Genomic DNA, 15,327 nt, shown 5'->3' on the forward strand with positions numbered 1-15,327 from the left:
TGTGCCAACCATGAGCCAATCGCCTTCCGCTTCTCCCCGCCAGATCCATCTCGGCGCCATCATCCAGGGCGCGTCCGGCAACATGTCCGCGTGGCGGCACCCGGATGCGGTCGCCGACGCGAGCATCAGCGTCGACTTCGTCCGCACGCTCGCGAAACAGGCCGAAGCCGCGAAATTCGACCTGCTGTTCGTCGCCGACGGGCTGCACATCAACGCGAAGTCGATCCCGCACTTCCTGAACCGCTTCGAGCCGCTCACGCTGCTGTCGGCGCTCGCGCTCGTCACCGAGCGGATCGGGCTGGTCGGCACGCTGTCGACCTCGTACAGCGATCCGTTCACCGTCGCACGGCAGTTCTCGAGTCTCGACCACCTGAGCGACGGCCGTGCCGGCTGGAACGTCGTCACGTCGCCGCTCGAAGGTTCCGCGAAGAATTTCTCGCGCGCCGCGCACCCCGAGCACGCGCTGCGCTACCGGATCGCATCGGAATTCCTGACGGTGACGAAAGGTCTATGGGATTCGTGGGAGGACGACGCGTTCGTGCGCGACAAGGCAAGCGGCGTGTTCTTCGATCCGGACAAGCTGCATACGCTGAATCACGTCGGCGAATTCTTTTCGGTGGCCGGGCCGCTGAACATCGGCCGCTCGCGGCAAGGGCGCCCGATCCTGTTCCAGGCTGGCGCGTCCGACGACGGCAAGGCTGTCGCGGCCGAGCATGCGGATGCGATCTACACGCGCCAGGAGACGATCCCGCTCGCGCAGGCGTTCCATGCGGACGTTCAGCGACGGCTCGCCGCGCACGGCCGTGCGCCCGACAGCCTGAAGGTGTTCCAGGGGATCAGCGTGATCGTCGCGGCGTCGGCCGCCGATGCGGAAGCGCAATATCAGGACACCGCCCGGCTCGTGACGATCGACAACGCGCTCGACTATCTCGGCCGCTACTTCGATCACCACGACTTTGCGCAATACGCGCTCGACGCGCCGTTCCCGGATCTCGGCGAACTCGGCGGCAACCAGTTCCGCAGCACCACCGACGCGATCAAGCGCGACGCCGCCGAGCGCGGCCTGACGCTGCGCGAGGTGGCGCTCGAAGCAGCCACGCCGCGGCCCGCGTTCGCCGGCACGCCCGAACAGGTCGCCGACGGGTTGCAGGCGTGGGTCGAAGCGCGCGCCACCGACGGCTTCATCGTGCGCGGCGGCACGCCGACCGCGTTCGCCGACTTTGCCGCCAGGGTCGTGCCGATTCTGCAGGAGCGCGGCGCGTACCGGCGCGATTACGACGGCACGACGCTGCGCGAACATCTCGGGTTGCCGTATCCGTCGAACCGCTACGCGCAGGCGGCGTAAGCAGCGGCGATGTCGGCCTGCCGGCTAGTTGGCTTCGGCCCGCCCGCTCATGTTGCCGGGCGGGCATGCGCGAACGCACGGCGCATCACCGCCCGATCGGCAGCCCTGTCGGCTCGATCCACCCGAGCCGGTACGCGATCAGCAGCGACAGAAACAGCGTGATCGACAACCCGACGCGCGCCGCGAGCGACCACGCCATCCGCTTGCTCGTCCCGCGATCGTGATTCATGAAATACAACGCGAAAATCAGGCTCGCGATAATCAGCCCGAACGCCATCGAAACCAGCGCAATCTTCATTGTTGATGCTCCTCCAGGCCCGCATCGGCCTTCAGCAGTTCGGCCAGCCGGTGCCGCTCGGCAGCGACGTCGGCGACACCCGACGCCGGCCAGTCCAGCGCCACGCCATTGCCCAGCGAATCGCGCACCAGCGTCTGGTAATGCCGGTCGCTGATTCGACCCTCATCCATCGCTTCCGCGATCTCATGTCGGAACGGTAGCGGAAAGCTCGCGTATCCGCGCGACAGCGCCGCATATTGCCGCGCGTCGACCTCTTTCGACGAAGGGATGACGGCCCACACCACGACGGCCACGATGGCCGTAAACGGGATAGCCGTGTAGCGAAGAACGAACTTGATCGGGGTCATCACGCAGATATCGAAGTGACGGCGAACACGTGCCGTGTGAAACCGGAAGCAGCCGGACGACCGGTCGCGCAGACGATGCAGCCAGCCGGGCGGACCCGAGGCCGGCAGCGTCGGCTCACATTGTACTCAAAGCCAAATTCGGGTAACAGATTATGATAATTTAATTATCATATACGATTGACGATTCGAGCAACCCGGCGCGTGTCGGCATGGCTCGATCGCCGGCATCGAGCCGACGCATGCACTCGATGCCCTATTCCGGACGTGACGCCGGGAACAGATGTATTATAATTTGATTAACATACCCACCAGCGCTGCCGCACGATGGAAACGAAAACCGCCCGCCTCACCGTCCTGATCGACCCCGCCAAGAAAGAGGCGTTCGAAACACTTTGCGCGGAGCAGGACCTCACGCCGTCGCAGGTCGTGCGACAGTTGATCCGCGAGTATCTCGACCAGCACGGCGTAACGTACCGGACGAAAAGCGCGCTCGGCAAGCGAATGAAGTAAACGCGCTCGAACCCGCGGCGGCACTCACGCGCAGATTTCCCAACGGGCATGCTCGCGCGCGCGCCACACGAGCCGCGCGGGATCGATGCACTCGCCTTCCTTCATGCGCCGGGCCGTCGGCGACAGCTTCAGCTCGCCGGCCGATGCGATCCCGAGCGCGCGTTCGAGCAAAACGCGCAACGATGGCAGCGGGTTGCCGTTCTTCCATGCAAACGCGATGAAGTTGTTGTCGTCGCCGCACGGAACGAGCGCATACGACTCGTCGAACACCTCGCGCAACTGCTCGAGATGCCGCGGCAGCGCCGGATCGTCGTCCATGAAGTTGATCGCGAGCACGCCCGCTTCGCTCAGCCGCGCACGGCAGGCATCGAGGAACGCCGTGCCCGTGCACCGGCCCGGCATGCCGTCAGCGACGAATGCGTCGTGCAGGATCACGTCCGCCTGCACCTCTTCCCTCGACACGTAGTCCGCACCGTCCGCACACATTACCGCGAAGCGCGCATCGTCGTCGGGGATCCGGAACACGTTGCGCAGCGCGATCACGTCCGGATTGATCTCGACCGCGTCGATCGCGGTATCGGGCAGATGCCGGTAGCAGTATTTCGCGAGCGAACCGCCGCCGAGCCCGATCATGCAGATACGCGCGGGCACGGGCTGCAGCAGCAGAAAGCCCATCATCACGCGCGTATAGCCGAGTTCGAGCCGCACCGGATCCTTCAGCGACATGAAGCTCTGCGTGCCGAAGTGGTCGAAGTGCAGCGATACCGTGTGCTTCGTCTCGAGCACGAACGGGCGACCGTCGTTCAACGGCATCGCCAGGAACCGCAGGAATGCATCATAGGAAGCTCGATCCTCGCTCATGCTCGGCAGGCCCGGGTAATCGGAGAGTCGGTCGAACCGCGCGCGGTCAGACCTTCTTCAGGTAGCAGGCCTTCAGCATGAAGCCGCCGAGGTCGGTCTTGCAATCGACTTCGTGATCGCCGCCGACGAGCCGGATGCTCTTGACCTTGGTACCCATCTTCAGCGTGATCGATGAACCCTTCACGCGCAAGTCCTTGATCAGCACGACCGAATCGCCGTCGGACAGCACGTTGCCGTTCGCGTCCTTGACGACGTCGCCCGCCGGTTCGTCGCCCGCTTCGGCGCCGGCGCCTGCCGACCATTCATGACCGCAGTCCGCGCACACGTAAAGCGTGCCGTCCGGGTAGGTGTTTTCCATCGCGCATTGCGGGCAGGCGGGTGCAGCGTTCATTCCAGCTTCCATTCGGAGGGGGTTCGGGGATCGGCACAAAAATGCCGGACGCGCGCGGCCGAGTCATCGCCGACGGATCGGCAGGCCGGGTTTCACGCGCACAACATTATAATGCAATACACATAACTCGGCTGTCGTATTATAATTGCGCACTTTCCATCATTCGCCGGACTTGATGGCGGTTTCGCTGAGGATGTCGACATGTTCGAGATGAATGATGCACCGACGTCGCATGTAAAACGCCCCGCGGCGCAGCGGCAAGCCGCGTACCGTGCGTTCGCGCCGTGCTGCCGGTCGCCTGTCGCGCCCGGTTCCGGCGACCTTCCGCAAGGCTGACCCGCATCGTGCCAACCGTCGTCTACGTTGAAATCGGCGCCGCATGGAACCGCAGCCGCGCGAACGCCGCCCGTGACGCAGTCGTCGCGGCGGCACACCGTTTCGAAAGCGACATCCTGCTGATCGCCAACGGGCTCAGCGGCAACGCGAGGGACGGCCATGCCATCGCGTCACTGCTGATGCACGGCGGCACCTCTGCGCAGGTGCTCGCGACCGGCTCCGACGAGGAAGCCGCGCTGCAGGCGCTGCTGCCCTTGCTCCAGGCGGACTGACCCGGCGTCGTCCGCCGCCACGGCCTCGTGCCGTTCACCCTGAATCATCTTTCTGAGAGGAAGCGATGAACGACAACGTCACGTCAAACACCCCCACCCTGTCTGCGTCCGCGATCTGGGCGCTCGAGCGCCTCGCCGACGTACGCTACGGCCGGGATGCGCCGGCGCTCGGCTGGTCGGTCGAACAGGAACTCGTCGGCGCGGGGTTCGTCAGCCACGCCGCCAACGGCCGCTCCGGCGCGGCGATCACCGCGCATGGCCGCAGCTTTCTGAAAAGCAGGAAGTAGGATGGCGTCGGGCGCATCGCCCGACGTGACAGGAGGCTTGCGGTCGCACCACGATTTCCGCGGTATCGTACGGTGCCCGCGGGCGGCGCAACGCGCCGCCTTCATCCTCCTCCCATGGAACATCCGATGACCTCCAGCGCATTGCCGCTCGTCACATCCCCGCCGGTTCTCGACACCCCGCGCCTGATCCTCGAAGGCCATCCGCTCGGCGACTTCGATGCGCTCGTCGCGATGTGGGCCGAGCCGACCGTCGTCGCGCACATCTTCAACGGCGAGCCGTCGGCGCCGCGCGACTCGTGGATGCGGATGCTCGCGTATCGCGGCCTGTGGCCGCTGCTCGGCTACGGCTACTGGGCGATTCGCGAGAAGGCATCGGGCCGCTATGTCGGGGACCTCGGTTTCGCCGATTTCCACCGCAACGTCGAGCCGTCGCTTCGCGGCGTGCCGGAGGCCGGCTGGGCACTCGCGACCTGGGCGCACGGCAAGGGCTATGCGACCGAAGCGCTCACGCATGCGCTCGACTGGCTCGATGCACAGCGCCGGTTCGAGCGCAGCGTGTGCCTGATCGCGCCGACCAACGTCGCGTCGATCCGCGTCGCGGAAAAGGCCGGGTATGCCGATCCGGTGCGCATCCGCTTCAACGACGCCGATTCGTTGCTGTACTCGCGCGCGAGCCGCTGAGCGGATGCCGTGCGCCGGCCGCGGCACCGCTCGCCGCCGTCATGCGCCGGTCGACCGCTCGCTGACAGACGGAACCGCCGACGGTGTCGGGTTCTGCGATTCGCGCTCGAGGCCTTGCGCGAATACCTTCATCCCTTCGAGCAACGGCGTCAGCGCGTCCCACAAGGCTTCGTCGTGCAGCAACCGGTACGCGCCGCGCACGCCGGGCGCGACGTGCTCATGCTCGGCCGGCTTCCACGCACCGATGTGATGCAGCGCATCGGCGGCCGCGAACACGGCCTTGCTGAACTGCTCGGGCGGAATACGCGACAGCGCCATCACGAGCGCCGCGAGGTTCTGCACGCCGCTTTGCGTGCCGGGGTTGTCGAACGCACCGACGAACGACTCGGCCATCTGCGCATTCGCGCTGACGACCTCGTTCGCGAAGCGCAGGAAGCCGTGCCGGTGCAGGCTGCCGAGCAGGCTTTCGAGCGCGTGGTGGGCGTCGGGCTCCCGGGGCGGCGGCATCGTGTCGGGGGATTGGCGATCGGTCATCAGCTGTTCTCCGGATGGGGCGCTGCGTGGCCGTCGTGACGGCCGCCACGCGTGCGCCGGATTCGAGACATGTTTCGTTCACCCCGCCACCGGTGCGAGCCGATGCCGACCCGAGGAAATAGATCGCCGCCGCACCGCATGCAACCGCCACCGCAAGATTCGGCAACGGGTTGTTCGAACGTGCCCGGAAATCATGGGAGCACCGGAGCCGATACCCGGAGCCGACGTGCTTCGTCGCAACGAGCAACATGGACCGTTCCTCGTATGAACTCGACGCAAACGGCGCCACATTCGGCTGCCGGACCGCCCCACTCTGCAACCGCGCAACCGAAATGACAAGCCCTTGCACGGGGTTCGGCCCCATATGCAAGCGTCGCGTGGAAACAAGCCCGTCACGTGCGTGGCTGCCGTTCGCATGCCGTGTCGACGGCTCGTCAGCGTGCCATCTGCGCATCCTCGTCGTCGGGGAACAAAGAGGATGACCGTTAGTTGCGCAATGTCGTGAGCGTCGGGAAAGATCGTGCCGGTGCACACACACCGCCCCGTTCGCGCCGGATCCCAGCAAAGCGATCGCCCGGCGCAAATGGCGCGGAAAACACCCGGCACGCACGACCCCGTGCAGCGGATGCCGGCGATCCGTCGCGCGCTCACCCGCAGTGAAATCGCGGCGGTGGTCCGCTACGGGTACGGCGCGCGGGGGCTTCGCGCCGCGCTGTTGTCGGAGCAGGACGTGAGGCGATTGCGCTCGGCAATCCATTGCTGACACGCGAGGCCGGCGGCATGCCCCACGCGCGCCGCGCGCTAACCGCTTACTCGCACGAATCGTTCGCCGCGTCCTTGATCGACCCCGAACCGTCGTACGTCGCCTTCGTCGGGTACATGCAGACGGGTTGGCTCGCGCTACCGTCCGCCGACGTCAGGTCGATGCGAGTCGGCGCGTTGCCGTTCTCGACCGTGCCGTTCACGCCGCCATACCCCCCTCCGTTTTCTCTCGTGTTATTTGCCTGTCGGACAGCGTCCGCACGCACGACGGCCGCGTACATCGCATTGCGTCGCGTCGCGGGCGGCTCGTGCGCCGCCCGCGACCGCGTGCTCAGAACATATGCCGGATCCCGGCCATCACGCCCACCTGGTTCTGCCCCGGCGCGGGCGTCGTGCCGCCGCCACCGGCGCTGACCGAGAACGCCGCATGCGCGCTGTTCGCGAGATACGCGCCCTGCAGATACACGGCGGTCTGCTTCGACAGGAAGTAGGTGCCGCGCAGCACGCCCAGCGTCGCGCGCGCATCCTGGCCGGACACGGTCACGTGATAGACACCGGTATCGACCAGGAACGCGGGCGTCACGTAGTAGTTCGCGGTGAGGTAGACCAGGTTCGAGTGCAGGTTCGGGCCGCCCGACGCACCGGTATCGACCCAGCGGCCGATCCAGCCGCCGCCGAACTTCATGCCGAACGCGTTGACGTAGCCGTTGAGCTGCGCGCGATCGTCCTTGTCACCGCTCGCGGTGAGCGGCAGCGGCTTGACGCCGTCGAAGAAGTTCGCGGCCGCGGTGTCGCTGCCGCCGCGTTGTTCTTCGTACGACGCGGCCAGGCCGAACGCCGTCGAGTCGTACTTCAGCATCGCGGACCACAAACGGCACGTAGTCGTGTCGCCGGGCACCGGGCCTGCGCAGGTGCCTTGCCCCGGCGAGTTGCCGGTGCCGGCCGAATCGCGGCCGAACGAATACATCGCGCCGGCCGTGAAGCCGCCGAACTTGCCGCGCCACGCGACGGCGTTGTCGGCGCGGCCGTTCGGGATGTACGCATCGAGCGACGGCAGCCCGTAGATGTTCGGGCCGAGCAGGTCCGAATCGAGCACCGCATAGTAGGTCATCGTGTACTGGCGACCGAACGACAGCGTGCCGTACGGGCTTTCGATCCCCACCCAGCTTTGCCGGCCGAACAGGCGGCCGCCCTGCCCCATCGTGCCGTTGCCGACGTTGAAGCCGCTTTCGAGCGCGAACACCGCCTTGTAGCCGCCGCCGAGATCCTCGGAACCGCGCAGCCCCCAGCGCGACGGCAACTCGCCGGTGATCGACGGCATCCGCACGATGCCCTTGCCGTCGGCGTTCGCGTGCGACACGTATTCGACGCCCGTATCCAGCACGCCGTACAACGTCACGCTGCTTTGTGCAAAACTGGTCGTCGCGAATCCGAGCAAAGCTCCGCCAACGAGATGCTGAAATCTCATGCTGTCTCCAAACCTGAATATGAATGCTTCCGATTACTACGTATGACTAATTGATCGAGGTAAATCGGATCGGTTTATTTCCCGGAGATTCGATCCCGGTGACGACGGTGGGTCACCAATCCGAAACGCGGGCACGATTATCTGAAAGGCACGACTGGACCGGGAACGACGCGCGCTGCGCGCCATGCCGGCGGGCGAGGAATGTGATCGGGGGATGTCTCCTTGTTGCATTGTTTCCATGCTTCGGGTTGCAACTGTTCGAGTCGATACTATCGACCGCAAAAAAACGCGTCCAACACCGATTGGGTATCGGTTGATATCTGCGAGGTATGCATCGGCGATTCGCCCTGCTTTGGTGCAATGCGGACCCGCGATACGATGCGTCCCAATCGCATAAATCCGTCACGTACAGGAACAAGCTCAAGTAAAATACGGATCACTAACTCTTCGCTCGACCTCTCGATCTCCTCAATCGGTCGTGTCCGGCTTCGGCTCGGGCTTCGCATCACTCCCACTCGACGGCAAGGACCATGGAGCTACGTCATCTGCGCTATTTCGTTGCGGTCGCCGAAGAACGCAGCTTCACGCGCGCCGCACAACGGCTGCATATCGCGCAGCCGCCGCTGAGCCGGCAGATCCAGCAGCTGGAAGAGATCCTCGGCATCGTGCTGTTCGAGCGCAATTCGCGGCCGCTGAAGCTGACCGAAGCGGGCCGTTTCTTCCATCAGCATGCGGTGCAGCTGCTCGCGCAGACGGCCGAGCTCGAATCCATGACGCGCCGCGTCGGCAAGATCGAGCGCAGCCTGTCGGTCGGCTTCGTCGGCTCGACGCTCTACGGGATGCTGCCGAAAGTCATTCGCCGCTATCGCCAGCAGCATGCGGAGGTCGAACTCAGCCTGCACGAGATGTGGACGATGGACCAGATCAAGGCGCTGAAGGAAGGCCGCATCGACGTCGGCTTCGGGCGCATCCGCCTCAACGACCCGAACGTGCGCCGCATCGTGCTGCGCGAGGAGCCGATGATCGCGGCGCTGCCGCTCGGCCACCGGCTGAGCACGGTCACCACGCCGCTGTCGCTGCACGACCTGCTCAACGAAACGTTGATCGTGTTTCCGAAAACGCCGCGGCCAAGCTATGCAGACCAGGTGCTGTCGGCCTTCCACGATCGCGCGCTGAAGCCGGCGCGCGTGCTGGAAACCCGCGAGCTGCAGATCGCGCTCGGGCTCGTCGCGGCCGGCGAAGGCGTGTCGATCGTGCCGACAAGCGTGCACGGCCTCAAACGCGACGACATCTCGTACCACGACCTCGACGATTCGCGGCTCGTGTCGCCGATCATCATGAGCATGCGCCGGCTCGACGCATCCGAAGACATCGAGCGGATGCTGAGCCTCGTCTACACGCTGTACGACGAGGAAGGCATGACGTACCTGCCGCCTTCCACGGAACGCGACGATCCGGCCGCGCAGGACTGAGCGGGCCGGATCTCCTGCCGCACCCGTTCAGTGCGAGATGGCCGATGCGACGTCGGCGTCGGCGCGCTCCACGCGCAGGCTGAACACGGCGAGCGCGGCGCCCGCGAGCGGCACGGCCAGCGCGAGAAAGAACCCGGACGGCCCGCCCCACGCCAGCAACGTGCCGCCCACGGCGGAACCGGCGATCGCGCCCGCGCGGCCCATCCCGATCGCCCAGCCGGTCGCGGTCGCGCGCAGCGCGGTCGGATAGGCGCCGACGATCAGGTAGTTCAGCGCGATCTGCTGCCCGCCGATCCCGAACCCGGCCGCACCGACGAGCGCGAACACGAGCGCCCAGTTCGTGCCGGCGTAGCCGAGGCCGATCGCGATCGCAATGCCGAACGCGAACATCGCGCCGAGCAGGTTGCGCGTATTCACGCGCGGCAGCACGATCGACAACGGAATCGCGCAGACGATGAACACCGCGTTGACGATCACGGTGCCGACCGGCGCCTGCTGCGCGGTCAGGCCGGCCGCCTTCAGCACGGTCGGCAGCCACGACAGCAGCATGAACCACGCGATCCAGTTCAGCAGGTAGATCGCCCAGATCGCGAGCGTCTTGCCCGCGTAGCCGCCGCGAAACAGCGCGGCGACGCTCGCCTTCGCCGTCGCTTCGTCGGGCACGCTCAGGCGCGCGTCGGCCGGCAGCGGCTGCGCGACGATCCTCGACAGCGTCGCCCGCACCCGCTGCTGCGCACCTGCGCCGCCGCGCGAAGCGAGATAGAACAGCGATTCGGGCAACAACAGCACGACGAGGCCGAGCACCGCGAGCGGCACCGCGCCGCCCACCACGAAAATCCCCGACCAGCCGATCACCGGCAGCATCCGCGCGGCAAGCAAGCCGCCGAGCATCGCGCCGGCAGGCAGGCCGAGCAGCACGCCGGTCATCACCGCACCGCGCAGGCGGGCCGGACAGTATTCGGCGGCGAGCGCGAGCAGCACCGGCGTGCAGCCGCCCATCCCGAGCCCGGCCACGAAGCGCAGCGCGAGAATGTGTCGCGGGTCGCCGGCCCACGACGTCGCCAGCGTTGCCGTGCCGAACAGCGCAAGACCGATCATGATCGCCGGCCGGCGGCCGATCCGGTCGCCGACGAGGCCGAGCGTCATCGCGCCGATCGTCATCCCGACGATGCCGGCGGTCAGGATCGGCGCGAGCGCGCCGGCCGGCAGCCGGAACGCGGCGAGAATCGCCGGGCCGGTAAACGCGATCGCCTGCGTGTCGAAGCCGTCGAGCAGCGCGATCAGCACGCACAGGGCGAGGACGCGGATCTGCAACGCGCCGAGCGGCGCATCGTCGATCAGCGCGGGAATCGAGCGAACGGATGAAGGGGTCATGAAGCGTCTCCAGGACCGGCCCGCTGTCGCGGGGCGATCCGTTTTATCGTTTCGAAGTACGAAGGTCTGGCGCCGCGTATCAACCCGCCAGCACCGCCACCGCCTTGATTTCCACGATATAGCCGGGCGATCCGCCGAGCATGTGCGCGCCGACTGCCGTCCAGGCCGGCCGCGGATGCGCGTGCAAATAGCGGTCGCGCACCTGCATGAACAGCGGCAGGTCGCGCATGTCGGTATGGAAGGTCGTCAGGTCGACCACGTCGTCGAGCGTCGCGCCACTCGCTTCCAGCACGCGCTTGAGGTTCTCGAACGCCTGCACGATCTGCGCTTCGCGATCCTCCACCAGCTGCATCGCGGCATCACGGCCGATCTGGCCGGATACGTAGACGGTGTCGCCGACCTTGATCGCCGGCGCATAGCCGATTTTTTCGTACACGGCTTCCATTCCGGCCGGAATGATGGCTTCGCCCTTGGGCATGAGTGTCTCCGTGGCCGGCGTGTCGGCGCCGGCCGTTCATGTAATGGTCGAATGGCGTGCACGCGCGGCTACGGCGCGTGCACGTTGCAGCACGGGTTCGGCAAGCCGCTGCCGTTCAGCCCGTATCGCCGCCCGCGACCGGCAGCACCGTGCCGGTGATGTAGCTCGCTTCGTCCGACGCGAGGAACAGGATCGGCGCGATCTGTTCGTCGAGGCTGCCGTAGCGCTTGAAGAACGTCGAATCGGTCACCTGCCGCACCGCTTCGGCCATCCACGCCTGTTCCTGCGCGTTGTCGCCGGCCGCATTGCGCGGCACGCGGCGCGGCGGCGCCTGCGTGCCGCCGGGCGCCGTCGCGACGACGCGGATGCCGTGCTCCGCGTATTCCATCGCCAGCGCGGAGGTCAGCGCATTGACGCCGCCCTTCGCGGCCGAGTACGGCACGCGGCGAATGCCGCGCGTGGCGTTCGACGACACGTTCACGATCGTGCCGCCGCCGCGCGCGAGCAGATGCGGCAGCACCGCGTGGCAGCTGTAGAGCGTCGGCATCAGCGAGCGGCGGATTTCCGCGTCGATCTGCGCGGGCTCGAATTCGGCGAACGGCCGCATCCGGATCGCGCCGCCGACGCCGTTGATCAGCACGTCGATGCCGCCGAACGTGTCGACCGCGCACGCCATCGCCGCGCGCGCGCCGTCGTAGGTCTCGAGATCCGCGACGAAGCCGGCCGTGTTGCCGCCGCCCGCTTCGGCCGCGACATCGGCCACGAAATCCGCGCGATCGACGAACAGCACCTTGCCGCCTTCGGCCGCCGCGCGCAGCGCGACGCCGCGGCCGATGCCCTGCGCCGCGCCGGTCACGACCACGACTTTTCCGGAGAATCGTTGCATGGTCATGCCGCCTTTGCCGTGACGTTCGGGGTGAACTTCTCGTAGTGGAAGCTGTTGGGCTTCACGCCTTCGTCGTCGAAGTACTGGCGCACCGCGTCGACCATCGGCGGCGGGCCGCACAGATAGACGTCCACGTCGCCGTCGTTCAGCGCGTCGGCCGGCATGTGCTGCGTCACCCAGCCCTTGCGCGGATGGCTCGACGCCGCATCGGCGACAACGGTCGCGAAGCTGAAGTTCGGCAGCTTCGCCGCATACGCTTCGATCGCGTCGACCAGCACCAGGTCGAGATCGCGCGTGACGCCGTAGATCAGGTGCACCTTCTGCTGCGACCCGCTGCGCGCGAGCACCTCGAGCATCGACAGGAACGGCGCGAGGCCCGTGCCGCCGGCGAGGAACAAGAGCGGGCGCTGCACGTCGCGCAGGTAGAAGCTGCCGAGCGGCCCGGTCAGCTCGAGCGTGTCGCCGGCCTTCGCCGATTCGAGCCACGTGCTCATCACGCCGCCGGGGATCTTCTTGATCAGGAAGCTCACCTTCGTGTCGCCCGGCGCGGACGAGAACGAGTACGAGCGGTGCTGGCCGCTGCCCGGCACGCCGATGTTCACGTACTGGCCCGGCAGGAACGCGGGTGCGGCACCCGCGGCAACGTCGAGCTCGAGCACGATCGCCGCGTCGTTGTGCTGCTCGACCTTCGTGACGGTCGCGGCGAACGCGCTGTGGCCGGTCTTGCACGCGACCGACGACGTCGGGATCGCGATCACGCAGTCGCTTTGCGGCACCATCTGGCAGGTCAGCACGAGGCCGCCGTCCTTCTCGTCCTCGGTGAGCGCGTCGTCGATGTAGTCGTCGCCGAGATCGTAGCTGCCGCTTTCCGCACGGCACTTGCAGGTGCCGCACACGCCGTCGGAGCAGTCCATCGGCAGGTTGATCTTCGCGCGGAACGCGGCGTCGAGCACCTTCTCGCCGGCCTTGCAGTCGATGAAGCGGGTCACCCCGTCCTCGAAGTTCAGTGCAATCTTGTAGGTGGACATGACCTCGTCTCCCTTTGTTACTGTCGAAACAATCGGCGTCAGACGTGATACACGTCGAGCACCTGCCGGATATAGTCGTTCTTCAGCACGATCTTCTTGTTCGAGATCAGCAGTGCGTCGCCCACCTGGCGCAGCGTGACGAACATCGTGCCGAAGTAGTGGTCGGTCACGCGGTAGCGATGGTTCAGCGTGTCGAAGTTGTAGCGCACGTCCACTTCGCCGTCGCGCTCGGCCAGTACCTCGACGTTCGTCACGTTGTGGCTGGTGCGCGGCTCGGGCGTCGAGGCGCCGCTGCGCTCGGTCTTGATCCGGAACACGCGATCCTCGAGACCGCCGCGATCCGCGTAGTACATCAGCGAGATCTGGCTTTGCGGATCGTCGGTCGGCCGGTCGTCGTCGTCCCACGCGGGCATCCAGTACGTGACGTCTTCCGTGTAGCAGGTCAGCCACGCGTCCCACTCGCGGTCGTCGAGCAGGCGCGCTTCGCGATACAGCGTCGCGCAGATGGTCCGGTAATCGATGTTCATGCTGCTGCCTCCCCGCGTTCCTTCTTCAGCGCATCGCGCATCACGTGCACCCAGTGTTCGTGCTGGCACACGAACAGCCCTTCGTCCTCGCTGCGCTCGCCCGAGATGCGCGGGTTCAGCCCCATCCGCTTCGCGTTCTCGTCCGGCCCGTCGACCCACAACGGCGCGCCGCGTGACAGGTCATTCCACATCGCCGTGATGCCCGCATAACCGGCCTGGCATGCGCGGAATTCCTCGAGATCGTCGGCCGTGCCCATGCCGGTCACGTTGAAGAAGTCCTCGTACTGGCGAATCCGCGTCGTGCGGTCGGCATCGCTCTCGCCCTTCGGCGCGAAGCAGAAGATGCTGACTTCAGTCTTGTCGACGCCGAGCGGGCGCACCACGCGAATCTGCGTGCTGAACTGGTCCATCAGGAACACGTTCGGGTACACGCACAGGTTGCGCGTCTGGTTCACGATGAAGTCGGCCTGCACGTCGCCCACGCGCGCCTTGATCTCTTCGCGGTGCTGGTACACCGGACGCACTTCCGGGTTCATCGTCTGGGTCCACAGCAGGATGTGGCCGTTGTCGAAGCCGTATACGCCGGCGACCGACTTGCTCCAGCTGTTCGCGTCGACCGCCTTGGTGCCGTCTTCCTTGCGGCGGCCCATCGTCGCCGCGTAGTTCCAGTGCACGGTGCTGACGTGATAGCCGTCACAGCCGTTCTCCATCTGCATCTTCCAGTTGCCTTCGTAGATGTAGGAGGAATTGCCGCGCAGCACTTCGAGGCCGTCCGGCGCCTGGTCGACGATCTGGTCGATGATCACGCGCGCTTCGCCGAGGTAGTCTTCCAGCGGCTGCACGTCGGCGCTGAGGCTGCCGAACAGGAAGCCGCGATAGTTCTCGAAGCGCGCGACCTTCTTCAGGTCGTGCGAGCCGTGCGTGTTGAACTGCACCGGATACTCGGTCGTCTTCTCGTCCTTCACCTTCAGCAGCTTGCCGGTGTTCGCGAAGGTCCAGCCGTGGAACGGGCACGTGAAGCTGCCCTTGTTGCCGTGCTTGCGGCGGCACAGCATCGCGCCCTTGTGCGCGCATGCATTGATCACCGCGTGCAGCTCGCCCGTCTTGTCACGCGTGATGACGATCGGCTGGCGGCCGATCCACGTCGTGTAGTAGTCGTTGTTGTTCGGAATCTGGCTTTCGTGCGCGAGGTAGACCCAGTTGCTCTCGAAGATGTGCTTCAGCTCGAGCTCGTACAGTTCCTCGTTCGTGAAGATGTCGCGGCGGCAGCGGAAGACGCCGGCTTCCTTGTCGTCCTGCACGGCAGTCGCGAGCAGGTGGTCCAGTTCGGTGGTGTGGTCGATCGTGGCGGACATGTTGGTTCCTCCTGCGCGCGTGCCGGCTCCTGCAAGCACGCTCGCATCGGTATCGATTGAATCTCGCGGGGGTCCGGCATGGCGGCGGCGCATGCGCGCCGCCGCGCCGTCGGGC

At 66.3% G+C, this 15,327-nt stretch carries 19 protein-coding genes; 6 read left to right on the top strand and 13 right to left on the bottom strand.

The window, feature by feature from the left end; translation table 11 throughout:
* Positions 1–10 precede the first annotated feature (10 nt).
* Positions 11–1,345 (top strand): LLM class flavin-dependent oxidoreductase, encoded by a 1,335-nt coding sequence (locus BX604_RS26065; RefSeq protein WP_098553675.1) that lies wholly within the window; start codon positions 11–13, stop codon positions 1,343–1,345.
* 85 nt (positions 1,346–1,430) lie between these two features.
* Here BX604_RS26065 and BX604_RS26070 read toward each other — a convergent pair whose 3' ends face one another.
* The gene (locus BX604_RS26070; protein ID WP_098553676.1) at positions 1,431–1,643 is read right to left on the bottom strand and encodes a DUF2909 domain-containing protein; all 213 of its coding nucleotides are present in this window, start codon (positions 1,641–1,643) and stop codon (positions 1,431–1,433) included.
* Positions 1,640–1,990, bottom strand: coding sequence for a hypothetical protein (locus BX604_RS26075; protein ID WP_098553677.1), 351 nt, complete (start codon positions 1,988–1,990; stop codon positions 1,640–1,642). The genes BX604_RS26070 and BX604_RS26075 overlap by 4 nt, the downstream gene beginning before the upstream one ends.
* 324 nt (positions 1,991–2,314) lie before the next feature.
* Here BX604_RS26075 and BX604_RS26080 point away from each other — a divergent pair, with 324 nt between their 5' ends.
* Positions 2,315–2,500, top strand: coding sequence for a ribbon-helix-helix protein, CopG family (locus BX604_RS26080; protein ID WP_098553678.1), 186 nt, complete (start codon positions 2,315–2,317; stop codon positions 2,498–2,500).
* Between the two features lie 24 nt (positions 2,501–2,524).
* Here BX604_RS26080 and BX604_RS26085 read toward each other — a convergent pair whose 3' ends face one another.
* Together BX604_RS26085 and BX604_RS26090 are read right to left on the bottom strand one after the other, a co-directional pair.
* Positions 2,525–3,361 (bottom strand): spermidine synthase, encoded by an 837-nt coding sequence (locus BX604_RS26085; RefSeq protein ID WP_098553679.1) that lies wholly within the window; start codon positions 3,359–3,361, stop codon positions 2,525–2,527.
* 46 nt (positions 3,362–3,407) lie between these two features.
* Positions 3,408–3,752, bottom strand: a complete 345-nt coding sequence (locus BX604_RS26090) for a zinc ribbon domain-containing protein YjdM (protein ID WP_096507041.1) — start codon at positions 3,750–3,752, stop codon at positions 3,408–3,410.
* A gap of 284 nt (positions 3,753–4,036) precedes the next feature.
* Between BX604_RS26090 and BX604_RS26095 the strand changes: the two genes are divergently transcribed.
* The 3 genes from BX604_RS26095 to BX604_RS26105 all read left to right on the top strand — a co-directional run bounded on the left by BX604_RS26095 (position 4,037) and on the right by BX604_RS26105 (position 5,328).
* Complete coding sequence (locus BX604_RS26095; protein ID WP_257146428.1) at positions 4,037–4,360, top strand: HPr family phosphocarrier protein; 324 nt, start codon at positions 4,037–4,039, stop codon at positions 4,358–4,360.
* 65 nt (positions 4,361–4,425) lie between these two features.
* Positions 4,426–4,647 carry a hypothetical protein gene (locus BX604_RS26100; protein WP_098553681.1) on the top strand — a complete coding sequence of 74 codons (222 nt, stop codon included), beginning with the start codon at positions 4,426–4,428 and terminating at the stop codon, positions 4,645–4,647.
* 126 nt (positions 4,648–4,773) lie between these two features.
* Entirely contained in the window at positions 4,774–5,328 is a 555-nt protein-coding gene (locus BX604_RS26105) for a GNAT family N-acetyltransferase (protein ID WP_244108913.1), read from the top strand.
* 39 nt (positions 5,329–5,367) lie between these two features.
* Here the strand turns inward: BX604_RS26105 and BX604_RS26110 are convergent, their stop codons facing one another.
* The 3 genes from BX604_RS26110 to BX604_RS26130 all read right to left on the bottom strand — a co-directional run bounded on the left by BX604_RS26110 (position 5,368) and on the right by BX604_RS26130 (position 8,092).
* Entirely contained in the window at positions 5,368–5,862 is a 495-nt protein-coding gene (locus BX604_RS26110; RefSeq protein ID WP_098553683.1) for a hypothetical protein, read from the bottom strand.
* Positions 5,863–6,671: 809 nt separating this feature from the next.
* Positions 6,672–6,827, bottom strand: coding sequence for a tannase/feruloyl esterase family alpha/beta hydrolase (locus BX604_RS26125; RefSeq protein ID WP_208450331.1), 156 nt, complete (start codon positions 6,825–6,827; stop codon positions 6,672–6,674).
* A gap of 128 nt (positions 6,828–6,955) precedes the next feature.
* Entirely contained in the window at positions 6,956–8,092 is a 1,137-nt protein-coding gene (locus BX604_RS26130) for a porin (RefSeq protein ID WP_098553684.1), read from the bottom strand.
* A gap of 530 nt (positions 8,093–8,622) precedes the next feature.
* On the opposite strand from BX604_RS26130, the gene BX604_RS26135 reads away from it, so the two are divergent.
* Positions 8,623–9,564, top strand: coding sequence for a LysR family transcriptional regulator (locus tag BX604_RS26135; RefSeq protein WP_098553685.1), 942 nt, complete (start codon positions 8,623–8,625; stop codon positions 9,562–9,564).
* A 27-nt stretch (positions 9,565–9,591) separates the two neighbouring features.
* On the opposite strand, the gene BX604_RS26140 is transcribed toward BX604_RS26135, so the two are convergent.
* From BX604_RS26140 to BX604_RS26165, 6 genes are all read right to left on the bottom strand, one after another.
* Positions 9,592–10,938: an MFS transporter gene (locus tag BX604_RS26140; RefSeq protein WP_098553686.1), complete on the bottom strand. Its 1,347-nt coding sequence runs from the start codon at positions 10,936–10,938 to the stop codon at positions 9,592–9,594.
* 79 nt (positions 10,939–11,017) lie between these two features.
* Positions 11,018–11,416, bottom strand: coding sequence for a RidA family protein (locus BX604_RS26145; RefSeq protein WP_098553687.1), 399 nt, complete (start codon positions 11,414–11,416; stop codon positions 11,018–11,020).
* Between the two features lie 115 nt (positions 11,417–11,531).
* Positions 11,532–12,308: a benzoate diol dehydrogenase BenD gene (gene benD, locus BX604_RS26150; protein ID WP_098553688.1), complete on the bottom strand. Its 777-nt coding sequence runs from the start codon at positions 12,306–12,308 to the stop codon at positions 11,532–11,534.
* On the bottom strand, positions 12,305–13,330 hold the full coding sequence (benC, locus tag BX604_RS26155) for a benzoate 1,2-dioxygenase electron transfer component BenC (RefSeq protein ID WP_098553689.1): 1,026 nt from the start codon (positions 13,328–13,330) through the stop codon (positions 12,305–12,307). Before benC ends, benD begins: the two co-directional genes overlap by 4 nt.
* A 38-nt stretch (positions 13,331–13,368) precedes the next feature.
* Positions 13,369–13,857 carry a benzoate 1,2-dioxygenase small subunit gene (gene benB / locus BX604_RS26160; RefSeq protein ID WP_098553690.1) on the bottom strand — a complete coding sequence of 163 codons (489 nt, stop codon included), beginning with the start codon at positions 13,855–13,857 and terminating at the stop codon, positions 13,369–13,371.
* Positions 13,854–15,212: a Rieske 2Fe-2S domain-containing protein gene (locus BX604_RS26165; protein WP_098553691.1), complete on the bottom strand. Its 1,359-nt coding sequence runs from the start codon at positions 15,210–15,212 to the stop codon at positions 13,854–13,856. Before BX604_RS26165 ends, benB begins: the two co-directional genes overlap by 4 nt.
* Positions 15,213–15,327 lie beyond the last annotated feature (115 nt).

Source organism: Burkholderia sp. JKS000303 (genome assembly GCF_002563755.1).
GTDB classification, from domain to species: domain Bacteria; phylum Pseudomonadota; class Gammaproteobacteria; order Burkholderiales; family Burkholderiaceae; genus Burkholderia; species Burkholderia anthina_B.

Excerpts from the sequence above, each read along its gene's own strand:
- BX604_RS26100 (WP_098553681.1), top strand. The coding sequence starts at position 4,426 with ATGAACGACAACGTCACGTCAAACACCCCCACCCTGTCTGCGTCCGCG.
- BX604_RS26075 (WP_098553677.1), bottom strand. The coding sequence starts at position 1,990 with ATGACCCCGATCAAGTTCGTTCTTCGCTACACGGCTATCCCGTTTACG.
- benD (WP_098553688.1), bottom strand. The coding sequence starts at position 12,308 with ATGACCATGCAACGATTCTCCGGAAAAGTCGTGGTCGTGACCGGCGCG.
- BX604_RS26165 (WP_098553691.1), bottom strand. The coding sequence starts at position 15,212 with ATGTCCGCCACGATCGACCACACCACCGAACTGGACCACCTGCTCGCG.
- BX604_RS26135 (WP_098553685.1), top strand. The coding sequence starts at position 8,623 with ATGGAGCTACGTCATCTGCGCTATTTCGTTGCGGTCGCCGAAGAACGC.
- BX604_RS26130 (WP_098553684.1), bottom strand. The coding sequence starts at position 8,092 with ATGAGATTTCAGCATCTCGTTGGCGGAGCTTTGCTCGGATTCGCGACG.
- BX604_RS26070 (WP_098553676.1), bottom strand. The coding sequence starts at position 1,643 with ATGAAGATTGCGCTGGTTTCGATGGCGTTCGGGCTGATTATCGCGAGC.
- BX604_RS26145 (WP_098553687.1), bottom strand. The coding sequence starts at position 11,416 with ATGCCCAAGGGCGAAGCCATCATTCCGGCCGGAATGGAAGCCGTGTAC.
- BX604_RS26080 (WP_098553678.1), top strand. The coding sequence starts at position 2,315 with ATGGAAACGAAAACCGCCCGCCTCACCGTCCTGATCGACCCCGCCAAG.
- BX604_RS26105 (WP_244108913.1), top strand. The coding sequence starts at position 4,774 with ATGACCTCCAGCGCATTGCCGCTCGTCACATCCCCGCCGGTTCTCGAC.
- BX604_RS26085 (WP_098553679.1), bottom strand. The coding sequence starts at position 3,361 with ATGAGCGAGGATCGAGCTTCCTATGATGCATTCCTGCGGTTCCTGGCG.
- BX604_RS26140 (WP_098553686.1), bottom strand. The coding sequence starts at position 10,938 with ATGACCCCTTCATCCGTTCGCTCGATTCCCGCGCTGATCGACGATGCG.
- benC (WP_098553689.1), bottom strand. The coding sequence starts at position 13,330 with ATGTCCACCTACAAGATTGCACTGAACTTCGAGGACGGGGTGACCCGC.
- benB (WP_098553690.1), bottom strand. The coding sequence starts at position 13,857 with ATGAACATCGATTACCGGACCATCTGCGCGACGCTGTATCGCGAAGCG.
- BX604_RS26065 (WP_098553675.1), top strand. The coding sequence starts at position 11 with ATGAGCCAATCGCCTTCCGCTTCTCCCCGCCAGATCCATCTCGGCGCC.
- BX604_RS26110 (WP_098553683.1), bottom strand. The coding sequence starts at position 5,862 with ATGACCGATCGCCAATCCCCCGACACGATGCCGCCGCCCCGGGAGCCC.
- BX604_RS26090 (WP_096507041.1), bottom strand. The coding sequence starts at position 3,752 with ATGAACGCTGCACCCGCCTGCCCGCAATGCGCGATGGAAAACACCTAC.